The sequence below is a fragment of the Acidicapsa ligni genome (genome assembly GCF_025685655.1).
In the GTDB taxonomy this organism is placed as follows: Bacteria; Acidobacteriota; Terriglobia; order Terriglobales; family Acidobacteriaceae; genus Acidicapsa; species Acidicapsa ligni.
Map to the genome: position 1 here is coordinate 264,442 of NZ_JAGSYG010000003.1, position 13,812 is coordinate 278,253.

Here is a 13,812-nt window from a genome sequence, read left to right on the forward strand (position 1 = left end):
GAGGTTTTTTACGCATGTCCGTAATTCTTGAATCTCTACCCGTCGGCCAGAAGGTCGGCATTGCCTTCTCCGGTGGGCTCGACACTTCCGCTGCGCTCCATTGGATGAAGCAGAAGGGCGCCCTCCCTTATGCCTACACAGCCAATCTTGGCCAGCCTGATGAAACCGACTACGAGGCAATTCCGCGCGCTGCTCTTGAGTATGGCGCCGAAAAGGCTCGACTGATCGACTGCCGTGGACCGCTCGTTCGTGAGGGTATCGGAGCGCTCCAGGCAGGAGCTTTCCACATCACTACGGCTGGGGTCCACTATTTCAACACTACCCCTCTTGGCCGCGCAGTCACCGGCACTATGCTGGTGAGCGCCATGAAGGAAGATGATGTCAACATCTGGGGCGACGGCTCCACTTTTAAAGGCAATGACATTGAGCGGTTCTACCGCTATGGCCTGCTGGTCAATCCGAATCTCCAGGTCTACAAGCCCTGGCTTGATGCCACTTTCATTGATGAATTAGGCGGCCGCGCTGAAATGTCCGCGTTCATGCAGCGCTCGGGCTTCGCTTATAAGATGTCGGCTGAGAAGGCTTATTCCACGGACTCCAACATCCTTGGTGCAACCCATGAAGCGAAAGACCTGGAGCATCTTTCCTCGTCCATCCAGATCGTTGTTCCCATCATGGGCGTGGCGTCGTGGCGCGACGACGTACAGGTGCGGCGCGAAGAAGTCACGATTCGCTTTGAAGAGGGCTTCCCTGTCGCTCTGAATGGCCAGCAATTCGACGATCCAGTGGCCCTGCTTCTCGAAGCCAATCTCATCGGCGGCCGTCACGGGCTGGGTATGTCCGACCAGATCGAGAACCGCATCATTGAAGCCAAGTCACGTGGCATATATGAGGCTCCGGGGCTGGCACTGCTCTTCATCGCTTATGAGCGCCTGATCACCGGCATCCATAACGAGGACACCATCGAACAGTACCGCGAGAATGGCCGCAGGCTGGGCCGTCTCTTGTACCAGGGACGCTGGTTTGACTCCCAGGCGATCATGCTTCGCGAATCCGCCCAGCGCTGGGTTGCCAAGCCGATCACAGGTGAGGTCACGGTCGAGTTGCGCCGTGGCAACGACTACTCGATCCTGAATACCGAGTCTCCCAACCTTACCTTTCATCCTGAGCGTCTCAGCATGGAGAAGACGGAATCGGCCTTCTCTCCGCGTGATCGCATCGGACAACTCACCATGCGCAACCTCGACATTGCTGACACACGCGAGAAGCTGCTTACCTATGCCAGGGCCGGTCTTCTCACGCTCAGCAGAGGCAGCGAAATGCCCCAGCTCAATAGTGGTAAAGGGACAGAATCGTCGGAGGTATCCGCAAAGTGACGTCCAAGGAAGAACAGTCTACGAAGATGTGGTCGGGGCGTTTTCGCGAGCCGCTGGATGCTGAGTTTGAAAGCTGGCAACGGTCAATCGTGTTTGACTGGCAGCTGCTGCAAGAGGAAGTAGCTGCAAGCAAGGCACATGCTTCGACGCTGGGCGCTGCGGGGATTGTGACTACTGCGGAGTTGGCGGAACTGCGTTCGGCACTGGGTGCGATTGCTGTAGAGCATGCGTCTGAGGCTGGTGCCGCGCAGGTGCGCGACCACGCAAGTGCGGAGGATATTCATCATTACGTTGAGCTGTCTCTGACGGAGAAGCTTGGTCCGCTGGCGCTTAAGCTGCATACGGGGCGCAGCCGCAATGAACAGATCGCTACCAATCTGCGATTGTATGTTCGTAGGCAGATTGAGATCACGGTCAGTTCCCTTTCGGATTGGGCACTGGCGTTGGTTGAAAAAGCAAAGTCTGTTGGCGACCGCGTGATGCCCAGCTATACGCATTTGCAGCGGGCTGAGCCGGTGCTTATTGCGCACTGGTTGATGGCGTATGCGCAGATGTTGCTGCGCGATATTTCGCGGTTGCAGGATTGTGCGACGCGATTGAATTACTGTCCGTTGGGCTCGGGTGCGGTTGCCGGGGCTACGCTCGCGTTGGATCGAAGCATTGCGGCGAAGGAGCTTGGATTTACGGCTCCTACAGCGAACAGCATGGATGCTACGAGCGATCGCGACTTTGTGCTGGAGTATCTGCAGGCGCTGACTTTTGTTGGGCTGCACGCTAGTCGGTTCGCGGAAGAGATTACTTTGTTTGCCACTGCAGAGTTTGGATTTGTGCAGTTGCCGGAGGCTTTTTCTACGGGATCGAGTGCGATGCCGCAGAAGAAGAATCCTGATCTGACTGAGCTTGTGCGCGCCAAAGTTGGGCGGATTCATGGGGCGGCGGCGGCGGTTACGTTGCAGTTGAAGGGTTTGCCTCTGTCTTACAATAAAGACATGCAGGAGACGCAGGAGCCTACGTTTGCAGTGCGCGGCACGGCGCAGATGATTGGGCTGCTGGCAAAGTTTACTGCGGCGCTGGAGTTCCGCTACGAGCGGATGAAGGATGCAGCGGAAGATGGCTTTTTAAATGCGATGGCGGCGGCTACTTACCTTGTTCACAAGGGAGTTCCGTTCCGCAAGGCGCATGAAAAGATTGGGAACGCGGTGCGATTTGCGATCGACAAGCAGGTAGAGTTAGGCGGACTTACTATCGAAGAGCTTCGCGAATTTGGCGAGGAGTTTGGTCCTGACTTTTATGATGCCATTACGCTTGAAGCTACGCTGGACTGCCATGATGTTGTAGGCGGAACGGCGCGGGCAAGAGTGCATGAGGCGCTGATTGCTGCGGAAAAACGCATTCATTCGTTGCGAGATTCTTTCGCCGGGGAGGCTGTTCATGTTGGTGCGTAAGGCGCGCCTTCCCGACGCAACAAATGTGTTCGAGCTGGTGAATAGTATGAGTGGCGATGGAACGCTGCTGAAGCGGCAGTTCGCGGAGATCTGCGAGAACATTCGCGATTTCACCGTGGCTGAGTCCGATACAGGCGTGTTCCTGGGCTGCGGTGCACTGCATTTGTATGGACCGCACCTGGCTGAGGTGCGGTCGATTGTGATGTCGCCCGGAGCCAAGGGCAAGGGTGCGGGTGGGCGTGTTTTGAAGGCCCTGATCGACGAGGCCGAAGATCACGGAATCCAATCGGTTTGCCTGTTTACACGCATTCCCGATTTCTTTTTCAAGTATGGATTTCGGGTGGTGGAAGACAAGGCCGATCTGCCGGACAAGGTCTTCAAAGATTGCCAGAACTGCCCTCGCCTGCATCGTTGCGATGAGGTGGCGATGGTGCGCGGGAAGATTCCGCGAATGTCGATCCTGGGGCCTAAAGAAGTTGCGCGAGAACTGGTTCAACTGGGGTAATGCTTTTAGCAAGTTAGCGGCTTACGCATTGTTGAACACTGTTGCGAACATCTCAGGCATTGGTATCCAGAGATAATCCAGCTACCAATGCAGCCCATTCTGCTTCGAGTGCGCTTCGGTAATAGTTTTTGCCTGCTCGTTTATACCAGTAGTCGGCGTTCCACTGTTCACCCTCTTTGCGATGGAGATAGGCGTGGACGGCCATGCCCTCCGATGTTTCCAGTTCGTCGACCAGAGCGTGGGCCTTAGCCCAGTTCCCTTTTGCATCCCACCAGAGGGACTTGAGAGGAGTGGAGAGGTATGCGGGTGGTTCGCTTTGAACGAGAGTCGTCTCAAAGGCCTTGATGTCCATATATGCAATTTAGAGCATTTCCCCTATTGCAATGGACTATTGCAGTAGACTGGCCGGGATTCGCAAAGTGCGGCTTTTCTCGATGAAAAGCCACGCAATCAGCCGCTGTGAAGAATACACCGATAGAAGAAATGCTTGAATCAAACGATTTTTCTCAGACAATAGAGCGTTCGTCGATCACAAACAAGTTGTAGGTGGCCTCCAAGTTCGAGGGAGTACTTTAACCGCTGGCAGAGCATAGTATTCATTTCAGCGACCAACAACGTAGATATTTATCCAGAGCCTGGCGAGCAAAACGTCGGATGTATTGCAGATAGAGATACGTCGCAACCCCACACATTGCAACGCAGACTGAATCGGTCGTATACTTAAGTACGACCAATCCGGTCGCAGTTCGCCGACTTCGGTCAGGGATCGTTCCCCTTCTGATGTACGGATGTAAAGCTGGGAGTGCCGCAGGTGCGTGTACTGAGCGATCTCGAGGTAGGCGAAAGCGGAGTGCTGGCAGAGATGGATTTGCCGCCGGGCGTGCAGAATCACCTGATGTATATGGGTTTTGTACCGGATGCCTGGGTGAAAGTGCTGCATCGCGCGCCGATTGGCGATCCGACGGTTTATTCCGTTGATGGCATTGAGATTGCGCTGAGACGCGAGACAGCGCGGTCGATTCGTATGAAGTCTCCTTCCTCGGACCCTAAGCCAGCAAATACGTCCATTATCGCGGTGGCTGAATCTCATATAACGGAATTGGTTGAGGCACTTTAATGGATAGCTGCTGCGCGCCTGAGGCGTTTGAACCACCGGTACGAACGGGTATAGATGGCTTACATACGATTGCTCTGATCGGGCCGCCAAATTCGGGAAAATCTACGCTCTTCAATCGGCTTACCGGGTTGCGCCAAAAAGTGGCGAATTATCCAGGCGTGACCGTTGAACAGCGTATGGGGCGCATGGCAGGTATCGGTCGAGATGACCTGACGCTGATTGATCTGCCGGGAATTTATTCGCTGGATGCTTATTCAGAAGATGCGCGAGTTTCGGTTGAGGTATTGCAGGGGCGTATGCCCGGGACTCCAAAGCCGGATGCGGTGTTATTGGTGCTGGATTCTCTTCATCTGACACGGCAGTTGATGCTGGCAGCACCTGTGCTGGCGTTGGGACTGCCGACGATGGTGTTGCTGAACATGAGCGACCTGATGGAGGCACGAGGCGGGATCGCTGATCCCCTGGCGCTGGCGAAGGAGTTGCAGACTCCGGTAGCGCTGGTGAGTGCCGCTAAAGGGACAGGGCTTGAGGCGGTTCAGCTATTTCTGAATCGACAGGGAAACAGGGGACGAAGCGGAAGTGAGCAGCAGCAGTTGATGCTTCCTGTATTGGGCAACGCGATGAGCACGCATCGCTGGGCGGCGCAGGTAAGCTCACGGACGGGATATCGCGCTCCGCTTTCGGCCAAGGCTACGAAGAAGGTGGATGGGGTTCTGCTGCATCCTTTCTGGGGGCCTCTGCTGTTTCTGGTGGTGGTGTTTGCGGTCTTCCAGGTCGTGTTTTCTGTTGGGCTTCCGCTAAGCAATGGATTACAGGATGTGCTGGCTCATTTTGGCAAATATGTGACGGGATATTTGCCCGCGGGATGGATCCGTTCCCTGGTGTTGGATGGCGCATGGAATGGCGTCACTTCGGTGATCGTGTTTTTGCCGCAGATTTTGCTGTTGTTTTTGTTTATCGGAATTCTGGAAGACACTGGCTACCTGGCCAGAGCTGCACTTATCGCGGATCGCGTGATGCGCAGTATTGGGCTGAATGGCAAGGCATTTATTCCGTTGCTCTCAGCCTATGCGTGCGCGGTGCCGGCGATCATGGCTACGCGGACGATTGAGAACAAACGCGACCGGCTGGCGACAATTCTTGTTACACCATTCATGACTTGTTCGGCGCGGTTGCCGGTGTACTTGTTGTTTATTGCGGCGTTCATTCCGAATGTGGCATTTGTGGGCGGCCTGATATCTCTGAAGACGATTGTGATGTTGAGCCTCTATGCCATCGGATTTATTGCAGCGCTGGTGACAGCACGGCTGTTGAAGAGTTCGATTCTGAAGACCAGTGAAACACCGTTCATTCTGGAGCTGCCTCAGTATCGAATGCCTACATGGCGCTCGTTGGGTATGCGCCTTGCGGATCGTGGCAGTGTATTTCTGAAGCAGGCGGGCACAGTGATTTTGTGCGTGACGCTGGGGCTTTGGGTGCTGGCAAATGTGCCGGTTCACCATGGACATGCTCCGGAGCTCGGCGAGAGTGTGGTTGGTCGGCTTGGGCATTTCATTGAACCAGCGATTGCGCCTCTGGGGTTCAATTGGAAGATAGGGATTGGGCTGCTGACGAGCGTGATGGCGCGCGAGGTGATGGTGGGAACGATGGGAACGCTCTATGGAGCTGATCCGGAGACACAGTCACTGAGTTTGCAGACGGCATTGCATCATGACTTGCCGATTGGCGGGGCTGTGGCGCTGATGGTGTTTTTTGCGTTTGCGCTGCAATGCACTTCTACGATTGCTGTTGTGAGGCGCGAGACGAATAGCTGGAAGTGGCCGGCGGTGCAGTTTATCTATATGCTGGCGCTGGCGTACGGAGCGGCGTTTATTGCGAACCGCCTGGTTACTGCGATTTGGGGCTAAATCTATATCATTCCAACGCTTATGCTCGTAACTAGAAGCTGCACTTGCGCAGAGACTATATAACTTGCGCTTTATTGGCCAGCTATCTCGATTCAGGTCGAGATAGTTTCCGAAGAAATACATTGACAGAAATATGCTTTGTCTCTAGGATCCATCGCACGCTGAAAACCTGCTGATTCAGTGCAAAGGAGGATGGAGAGATCCTATGCGCAAAGCTGTGTGGATTCTGACGATTTTCGTTTCCATTGGCCTGGCACCCAGTGTGATGTCGGCTACAACAACAACCGCAACTTATGACGCCATTTATGTATTTGGAGATAGTTATTGCGATGTAGGTAATATCTTTCTCGCAACTGCAGGTGCGGAGCCTGCCGCACCCTACTATAACGGTCGTTTTTCCAATGGTCCTATCTGGATCGAACATGTGGCGGGCGGACTTGGTCTGCCGATGAAGCCATCCCTTGCAGGAGGTACGGATTATGCCTTCGGAGGGGCATTTGCTACTGCTCCACAATCGATTTCAGGGGGGACGATTCCCAGTGTTCCGCAACAGGTGGAGCTCTACCTGAGCCAGCATGGCGGCAAGGCCGATCCAAAGGCGCTCTACATTATTGAAGGTGGCGGAAATGACATTCTGGGCGCGACAGGGGGATCACCGGTCACGCTTGGATTCAAAGTCGCTACTGCTCTTGCCGAAAGTGAATTACTGCTGAGACGCGCAGGAGCAAAGCATTTTGTCGTACCCAATTTGTTTGATGTGGGGTTACTGCCAGCGGGACAAGCAAATGCTACGTTTGACCATGCAGCGGTTGTTGCGGCGAACAAATACTTAAATGACTTGCTGGCATTGGAGGACGCACTCGAAGGGATATCTATTCTTCGCCTCGACGTTTACAGCCTGTTGGAATCGGTAAAGACAGATCCGACACATTACGGATTTACGGATATCACAGATCCCTGTTTAACCACTGTGATATGCGCCGACCCGGATCACACATTGTTCTGGGACACTCATCATCCCACCGTATTTGGTCACGATCTATTTGCAGTATCTCTGGAGACAGTATTGTCTCAACAGAAATAAGTGATTGTTACTATCAATGCCGGAGCGGGCAATGCCAGGTTGGAATTACGGCCTTAATTCTGCGTTTGAGATCAACCAACGCAGAGCCGTACGGTTGCATCCAAGTCTATGATTGCTGGCTGGATAGTTAGCAAACAGAGAAAGGGTTGAACACATGGCAAAGACTAAAGAGAACAGTGGCACAAAGAAAGCCGTACAAGAGCTTATCGACGCACTCAATGGCGATCTGGCCCGCGAATATCAGGCCATTATTGCTTATACGGTCTACAGCAGTGTGCTCACTGGCGCTCAATGGATGAATATCGCCGCAGAGTTGAAGAAACATGCGCATGAAGAGTTACAGCATGCGCTGATCATTGCGGACCAGATCGATTATCTAGGCGGTTCTCCTACAGCTACCCCAAAGCCTGTGAAGTTATCGAAGAAAGCAGAGGAGATGCTGCGATTCGACCTGGACAATGAGACAGAGACCATCAAGAACTATCGCCAACGCGTGAAGCAGGCAGAGGCGATTGGGCATTATGCTCTGGCAGACCAATTGCGCACGATCATCGCACAGGAGCAGGAGCATCAGCATGATCTAGCGACTGCTCTGGGCATCGATGTGCCGCATGTTTTTGAGGGCGGCGCTTAGCAGTATCCGTGCGCGGCACCGCTTCATTTGAAGGGGTGCCGCGCAGACTTTACTTATCAGAATTTTATAACCAGGGCTTCCCTGCTCCCCCTATTCCCTATTTCTGGACTTCTTTTTCTGGATCTGGTTATTTGCCTAATTGGAACTTGAGAACTGCCGCTACTCCAACGGGGTGGTCTCCGTAGAGTTGGCGCAGCGCCGTGGGAGTGTCGTAGAAGGTGCCTTGTGCGCCGAGATCGGCTGTGCCCCAGGAGCCGTGATGGATTCTGTAGGCGTAGCCGCCGGTATAGGCCTGGACGCGGCCTATCACTGTTTCTTCCGCAGGTGCCGACGCGCCGAGAAGATCCGTGGTGCGGTCTACATTTTCGATTCGGGTCCAGATGGCGTGATGGTTCTGGACGAGCGCCTGACCTTCGAGCAGATAGCCATTCCAGTTGGTGGGTGTACCGACGGTGTGATTGCGTCCCCAGAGGGCCAGACCGTCGAAGGTAGCTGCCTGCCAGGCGTGATGATAGGCAATGGAAGCAGTCTGGCGAAGAACGTCTTCCTCGGGGTGGAGCTGTTCGGGAGAGTGGAGATGGCCGATTGAATACTGGGCGCTCCAGTCCCGGGTAGGAGTGACGGTCATACGGCCTGACCAGGAATCAAAGCCGCCGACTTCGATATGCCAGCGGTTTTCATCCGGTTCGCGACCATGAAAAGCTGAGCCTTCGAGATGGAGCATGTGGATGGTGACGCCGGTGGTGACAACTTCCCAGGCGATATGGGTGGAGTCTTCGAGGTGGTGGCCGAGTGGGGCAAGTGGATTGTCTCCGGCGGAGGCTCTGTGCGGGAAAGCCACTGGGCCAAGCGCAGGATCGCCTACGGGAGCGAGGTAGAGATTGAGCAGGGTTTGCGAGCTGAGTTTGTAGTCATAGAGTGCAGCAAGCTCCATGAAGAGATTGTGAGGATGCTGGCCGTCGACAATGGGCTTGCCGAAAGCGGTTTCGCCTTGCTGGAAGAGCTCAGGGTAGAAGCGACCGGAGATGGTGGCTGGTTCGAGACTCAGCATAGCTCGCAGCGTGAGTTCTCCCTTGCCGAAGTCGCGCTGGGCCATGGGCATCAACCAGTTGACGGAGAAAAGCTTGTCGCTTCCACGTGGGCCTGTCTGCTGCTGTTCGACTATCGATGCCTGGCCGTGGAGCATGAGCATCCAGTTGCGATGCATCTCCATGAACATGGGCGGTGTAGTCGAGTTGGGCTCAACATCGGTGCCGGAGGCGGTGTGGCGCAGGATGTTTTCGGAGAGGGTTGCGGTGGGGCCACCCATATTCATTTCCATATTTGTATCCATGCTCTTGTCGTTCTGACCTGGCATCTGCATGGACATCTTCGAATCCTGAGACATGTTCATTTGTGCGTGAAGGTATGGAGATATGAGGGCAATAAAGAATAAAGACAATAAGGGGCGGTACATAGGGATCCTCCTGCTCAGTGAGCAGTTCTAAAAAACAGCTTTAGAAACACGCGGAGGCCAATGCGCGGGGCATGGCCAGGACAACTAGCGTGTTCGGAGGATCAGGTTCTAAGGATGGTGGCTGGGGGACGTACGGGAGGATTCTGGGTTCTCGTAGCCGCGGTGAAGAGCGCGGGATTTGAGGCCAGGACCGGCGCGATGGCGATGCCGGGAGCGATTGCGTGCGCGAACTGCTGACCCTGCTGGCCCTGTTGATCTGAGTCGGGAGCATTCGCCGGGTTTGGAGCGGCGTTGCTGCAGCAATCCTGCCCGGAGAGGGTCGCGGATGGGGCGCAGCATTGATGTTGCGCCTGGATGCTACGAGCGGCTGCCGGGGCACAGGGCTGGATCAGGATCGCCAGGGCGAAGAGGATGATCGCGGCAGTGATGCGGCGCAGCATGTACTGATTATAGAGCCAGCAGGAAATGTGAGAAACTATAAGTGCGGAATTCTCTGGGGCGTTCAGCTTTGTGCCAGCCCCGATCTTGCGACAAATTTTACGCAGTTTGCCCACTGAGGTATGGCCGCAGTGTGGGTATTCGCGACAAGCAGAATGGACTTATTTTACCGATGATCAGTGTCAGCAATGTGACGATGCGTTATGGCTCCAAGGTGCTGTTTGAGGACGTGAGCGTTACCTTTACCCCGGGGCGACGGTATGGACTTACCGGACCGAATGGTGCGGGTAAATCTACGTTTATGAAGATTTTGACGGGAGAACTGGAGCCGCAGAAAGGCTCAGTCGTTCGGCCACGCAAGCTCGGCATTCTGCGCCAGGATCAGTTTGCCTTTGACGCTTATCGCGTGATCGACACGGTGATCATGGGTAATGCTCCGCTATGGGCTGCTCTGGAAGAGCGGGACCGTATCTACGAAAAGGCAGAGCTGACGGACGAAGATGGCATGCGTCTGGGCGAGCTTGAGGGCGTGGTCGGCGACGAGGATGGCTACACCGCCGAGAGCGATGCTGCCGTGCTGCTGCAAGGGCTGGATATTCCCGATGAACTGCATGAACGCAAAATGAGCGAGATCCAGGGCGGCCAGAAGGTGCGCGTACTGCTGGCGCAGGCACTGTTTGGCAAGCCGGATGCGCTGATGCTGGACGAGCCCACGAACCATCTCGATCTTGAATCTATTCACTGGTTGAGGGAGTTTTTGCTGGGATTTCAGGGAACGGTGATTACGATTTCGCATGATCGTCACTTCCTGAACGGTGTTACGACGCACACTGCGGATATCGACTATCAGACGATCATCACCTACACCGGCGGATACGACGATATGGTGGTGGCAAAGACGCAGATTCGCTCTCAGCTTGAGGCTCAAAATGAGCAGCGGGAGAAGAAGGTCGCCCAGCTCAACGACTTTATCGCTCGGTTTGCCGCAGGTACTCGATCGACGCAGGTAGCCAGCCGTAAGAAGGAAGTGGAGCGGCTGCAGTCGGCGGAGCTTTCACGATCGAATATTCAGCGTCCTTTTATCAAGTTTGATCAGCTCAGGCCAAGCGGCAAGCACACGCTGGAGTTTGAAGGCATCGCTAAATCGTATGGCGCTGAAGTTGTAATCAAGGGCTTCAGTGGCGCCGTAATGCGGGGCGAAAAAGTCTGCCTGATGGGTCGTAACGGCGTAGGCAAAACGACGATGCTGAAGTCGATCCTGGCCGGCATTCCTGAGTTTGCGGACAAGGAATTCGTATTGGACGCAGGCGAAGTGAAGTGGGGCCACGAGGCACAGATCGGGTATTTTCCGCAGGACGTTTCGGGCGTGATCGCGCATGGCATGACGGTTTCCGACTGGCTGCATCAGTGGGATCCGAAGGTGACGCGCGAGGAGATTCGCGGACTGCTGGGGCAGATGCTGTTTAGCGGCGAAGAGGGTCTGAAGCCAACGAAGGCTCTTTCGGGCGGAGAGACGGCGCGGTTGCTGTTCTGCCGATTGATGCTGCTGAAGCCGAATATTCTGATTCTCGACGAACCTACAAACCATCTCGATCTGGAATCGATCAATGCACTGAATATCGCTCTACAGCGGTATGAGGGAACAGTTTTTCTCGTCACGCATGATCAGGATTTGCTAGAAGAAGTTGGGACTCGGCTTTGGAACTTTGAACATGGATTGATTGAAGACCACAAGGGGCCTTACGAAGAGTGGTTGAAGAAATAGAAATTGGAATTCGGAACGAGAAAACACCCAGACGAGTTTTACTTGTCTGGGTGTTTTGATTTGCGATGTATGAGATTTAAGCTTCAGACGCGGAAAGTGTCAGGGCGCCAGCTCTGGATGCGTTCTTTGATCTGCTTGCGGGTCAATTTGTGATCGAGGGTGGTCAAAACGAGTGCGGGAAGTTCATCGTCAGAGGCGAAGCGAAGACCGATAAGTTGATCTTCCGTCAGCTCTGGAATGCGCTTCTTCAGCGGATCGGAGAGGATTGTTGTAAGCCGTAACTTTTCTTCCAGGCGAATGATACGATCCTGCACCTTGAGTGGATAAGAGCGCGTTCTGACCAATAGAACGAATAACAGAATTGAGAGCGCTATGAGAGAAAACGGAACGATCAAATTGCCGTGGATATTCTGCACTACGGCGGCAACGGACAGACCGATGAAAAGCAGCAACGCAACAGCCGCAACTATGTGAATTAGCGGGTCGAACGCAGCATGATTCTTAAGATTTTGTTGCCTGGTATCACTCATAAAGATATTGGTCTCCTGAACGGGCAGGTGTAGATCGTGGGTGTTATTTAATTCTGCGCCGCAGGACTAGGTGGCAGAGGGTTTTTCAGAGCATCTATTGCCTGCGCAGACGGTAGGGGCTTAAGAAGATTCTCGTTTTGCGGCATGGACTCTGTCAATACTGGATCCAGCATCTCGGTCATTGGCTGTAGATCGGTTGGCTGTAAAACCACGGTGTCCCTGGGAATAATCGGGTACCGGCCGCGGATAAGGTAGTCCGCAAGAATGCCGCCTGCTACATATGGATTGAGAACGATGATGGGGAGAAAATAGCCTCTTTTGATCAGCGATTCCGCAACGCCGTCCGTCGAATTGCTGTTGCGCCTATAGCCAGGAACCTGCGGAATGGCGAAGACAGCGAGATCCGTTTCGGGATGTTTGGCAGCATATTTTTGCAGGCTGTATGCGAGATGTTTGGGCGTAGTAATGCCCGCATCGGGCAGGAGTGTGCGTCCGAATTTATGTGGGAAGTAGAAGTTGAGAATCAATCGATCAAAGTCAGCGCAATTATTAAAGAGAATGTTGAAGTGCGAGTGGTTGGGCGAGGCATTTAGATAAGCGATGAGTGCATTATCCTGCACAATCGTTGTGTCAAAACGAAAGGCGTACATGCGGCGATCGTAGGAGACACCTACCATTTCGGTCCAACCGCCATTGATGAAATTACCCTTGGGCAGATTATCGCCCAGGTCGGCGAGACGAAGTTCGCGGTAGTGATCGCGCAAACGATCGACGGTATCCTGATCGACGTGAGTGGGAACAAGGGCGGGATCTTCAACCGCATACAGATAGGGAACAAGCGGGATAGCGATCCAATCATATCCGGCAATGCCTTTGTACCTGCTGAGCACGATGCCTGGTTCGCCGGGCAGACAATGGCGAAGATGGGTGGGCGTCTCGGCACAGATATGTTCGAAATAGAAGGCAGCATGACCTGTCGGATTCAACTCCCCGAAGACTCCGTAAGGTTCTTCAATGAGAATCGCTGCCTGCGAAAAAAGGCGACCTGGTGCCAGCAATATGCATGCTGCAATAATTCCGAACAAGGTTAATCGTTTGTGCGACAAAAGCTGCAATTCTCTCTCCGAAGCTATAGGTACGTTTCAAAAAAAGGCGCGGAAACAGTCCCGTAGTATTAAGCTCGCAAATACCAGGTTCGCAATACCAGGCTTGCAATGGGTCTACTTAAACCGATGCAAATTGCGGCGGCATAGGTTGCTCTGAGATGCAGGTGCAGGCCTTACGAACGGCTCCGCCCCACTAACTGCTGGGAATAAAAACACTCGCCGGTAAGAAAAGTTTTCATGAGTCTGAGACTCCAAATTAAAAACGCGCGTCAGGAGTGCATAGATCCGGCAGTTAAAGAAAGCCTTGGTCCCAGTCTTGAACCTGGTGACTATCGCCTCTGGCGATTGCACATGGGGACGTGCTAGTTTTACTTCTCAGGATGAAACGAAGCTTCTACTTTACTGTAAATGCTTGCGAATGAATTGAACCAACTTAGACAAATGAGGTG

At 53.9% G+C, this 13,812-nt stretch carries 13 protein-coding genes; 8 read left to right on the forward strand and 5 right to left on the reverse strand.

Annotated features, from left to right (window positions below; all coding sequences use genetic code 11):
• The first annotated feature begins 14 nt into the window (after positions 1–14).
• Genes argG through OHL19_RS11605 form a run of 3 tightly spaced genes read left to right on the forward strand, consistent with a single transcriptional unit; the run spans position 15 to position 3,326 of the window.
• On the forward strand, positions 15–1,376 hold the full coding sequence (gene argG / locus OHL19_RS11595; RefSeq protein ID WP_263357859.1) for an argininosuccinate synthase: 1,362 nt from the start codon (positions 15–17) through the stop codon (positions 1,374–1,376).
• 26 nt (positions 1,377–1,402) lie between these two features.
• A complete protein-coding gene (gene argH / locus OHL19_RS11600; RefSeq protein WP_263358370.1) occupies positions 1,403–2,821 on the forward strand; it encodes an argininosuccinate lyase in 1,419 nt (472 codons plus the stop codon).
• Entirely contained in the window at positions 2,808–3,326 is a 519-nt protein-coding gene (locus tag OHL19_RS11605) for a GNAT family N-acetyltransferase (protein ID WP_263357860.1), read from the forward strand. Before argH ends, OHL19_RS11605 begins: the two co-directional genes overlap by 14 nt.
• A 52-nt stretch (positions 3,327–3,378) precedes the next feature.
• On the opposite strand, the gene OHL19_RS11610 is transcribed toward OHL19_RS11605, so the two are convergent.
• A complete protein-coding gene (locus OHL19_RS11610) occupies positions 3,379–3,678 on the reverse strand; it encodes a hypothetical protein (protein WP_263357861.1) in 300 nt (99 codons plus the stop codon).
• A 459-nt stretch (positions 3,679–4,137) separates the two neighbouring features.
• On the opposite strand from OHL19_RS11610, the gene OHL19_RS11615 reads away from it, so the two are divergent.
• The 4 genes from OHL19_RS11615 to OHL19_RS11630 all read left to right on the forward strand — a co-directional run bounded on the left by OHL19_RS11615 (position 4,138) and on the right by OHL19_RS11630 (position 8,068).
• Positions 4,138–4,443, forward strand: coding sequence for a FeoA family protein (locus OHL19_RS11615; RefSeq protein WP_263357862.1), 306 nt, complete (start codon positions 4,138–4,140; stop codon positions 4,441–4,443).
• Complete coding sequence (gene feoB, locus OHL19_RS11620; protein WP_263357863.1) at positions 4,443–6,350, forward strand: ferrous iron transport protein B; 1,908 nt, start codon at positions 4,443–4,445, stop codon at positions 6,348–6,350. The genes OHL19_RS11615 and feoB overlap by 1 nt, the downstream gene beginning before the upstream one ends.
• 205 nt (positions 6,351–6,555) lie before the next feature.
• On the forward strand, positions 6,556–7,434 hold the full coding sequence (locus OHL19_RS11625; protein ID WP_263357864.1) for an SGNH/GDSL hydrolase family protein: 879 nt from the start codon (positions 6,556–6,558) through the stop codon (positions 7,432–7,434).
• A gap of 154 nt (positions 7,435–7,588) precedes the next feature.
• Entirely contained in the window at positions 7,589–8,068 is a 480-nt protein-coding gene (locus OHL19_RS11630; protein WP_263357865.1) for a ferritin-like domain-containing protein, read from the forward strand.
• A gap of 127 nt (positions 8,069–8,195) precedes the next feature.
• Here the strand turns inward: OHL19_RS11630 and OHL19_RS11635 are convergent, their stop codons facing one another.
• Together OHL19_RS11635 and OHL19_RS11640 are read right to left on the reverse strand one after the other, a co-directional pair.
• Positions 8,196–9,437 (reverse strand): hypothetical protein, encoded by a 1,242-nt coding sequence (locus tag OHL19_RS11635; RefSeq protein ID WP_263357866.1) that lies wholly within the window; start codon positions 9,435–9,437, stop codon positions 8,196–8,198.
• A 188-nt stretch (positions 9,438–9,625) separates the two neighbouring features.
• Complete coding sequence (locus tag OHL19_RS11640; protein WP_263357867.1) at positions 9,626–9,964, reverse strand: hypothetical protein; 339 nt, start codon at positions 9,962–9,964, stop codon at positions 9,626–9,628.
• Positions 9,965–10,134: 170 nt separating this feature from the next.
• Here OHL19_RS11640 and OHL19_RS11645 point away from each other — a divergent pair, with 170 nt between their 5' ends.
• On the forward strand, positions 10,135–11,727 hold the full coding sequence (locus OHL19_RS11645) for an ABC-F family ATP-binding cassette domain-containing protein (RefSeq protein WP_263358371.1): 1,593 nt from the start codon (positions 10,135–10,137) through the stop codon (positions 11,725–11,727).
• A gap of 83 nt (positions 11,728–11,810) precedes the next feature.
• Here OHL19_RS11645 and OHL19_RS11650 read toward each other — a convergent pair whose 3' ends face one another.
• Both OHL19_RS11650 and OHL19_RS11655 read right to left on the reverse strand, forming a co-directional pair.
• Entirely contained in the window at positions 11,811–12,257 is a 447-nt protein-coding gene (locus tag OHL19_RS11650) for a DUF6526 family protein (protein ID WP_263357868.1), read from the reverse strand.
• Between the two features lie 47 nt (positions 12,258–12,304).
• Positions 12,305–13,315, reverse strand: a complete 1,011-nt coding sequence (locus OHL19_RS11655) for a hypothetical protein (RefSeq protein ID WP_263357869.1) — start codon at positions 13,313–13,315, stop codon at positions 12,305–12,307.
• Positions 13,316–13,812: the final 497 nt, after the last annotated feature.

What these genes read in the sequence shown, in the direction of transcription:
- OHL19_RS11640 (WP_263357867.1), bottom strand. Translation starts at nt 9,964, where the DNA reads ATGCTGCGCCGCATCACTGCCGCGATCATCCTCTTCGCCCTGGCGATC.
- OHL19_RS11645 (WP_263358371.1), top strand. Translation starts at nt 10,135, where the DNA reads ATGATCAGTGTCAGCAATGTGACGATGCGTTATGGCTCCAAGGTGCTG.
- OHL19_RS11610 (WP_263357861.1), bottom strand. Translation starts at nt 3,678, where the DNA reads ATGGACATCAAGGCCTTTGAGACGACTCTCGTTCAAAGCGAACCACCC.
- OHL19_RS11625 (WP_263357864.1), top strand. Translation starts at nt 6,556, where the DNA reads ATGCGCAAAGCTGTGTGGATTCTGACGATTTTCGTTTCCATTGGCCTG.
- argH (WP_263358370.1), top strand. Translation starts at nt 1,403, where the DNA reads ATGTGGTCGGGGCGTTTTCGCGAGCCGCTGGATGCTGAGTTTGAAAGC.
- OHL19_RS11630 (WP_263357865.1), top strand. Translation starts at nt 7,589, where the DNA reads ATGGCAAAGACTAAAGAGAACAGTGGCACAAAGAAAGCCGTACAAGAG.
- argG (WP_263357859.1), top strand. Translation starts at nt 15, where the DNA reads ATGTCCGTAATTCTTGAATCTCTACCCGTCGGCCAGAAGGTCGGCATT.
- OHL19_RS11650 (WP_263357868.1), bottom strand. Translation starts at nt 12,257, where the DNA reads ATGAGTGATACCAGGCAACAAAATCTTAAGAATCATGCTGCGTTCGAC.
- OHL19_RS11635 (WP_263357866.1), bottom strand. Translation starts at nt 9,437, where the DNA reads ATGTCCATGCAGATGCCAGGTCAGAACGACAAGAGCATGGATACAAAT.
- OHL19_RS11605 (WP_263357860.1), top strand. Translation starts at nt 2,808, where the DNA reads ATGTTGGTGCGTAAGGCGCGCCTTCCCGACGCAACAAATGTGTTCGAG.
- feoB (WP_263357863.1), top strand. Translation starts at nt 4,443, where the DNA reads ATGGATAGCTGCTGCGCGCCTGAGGCGTTTGAACCACCGGTACGAACG.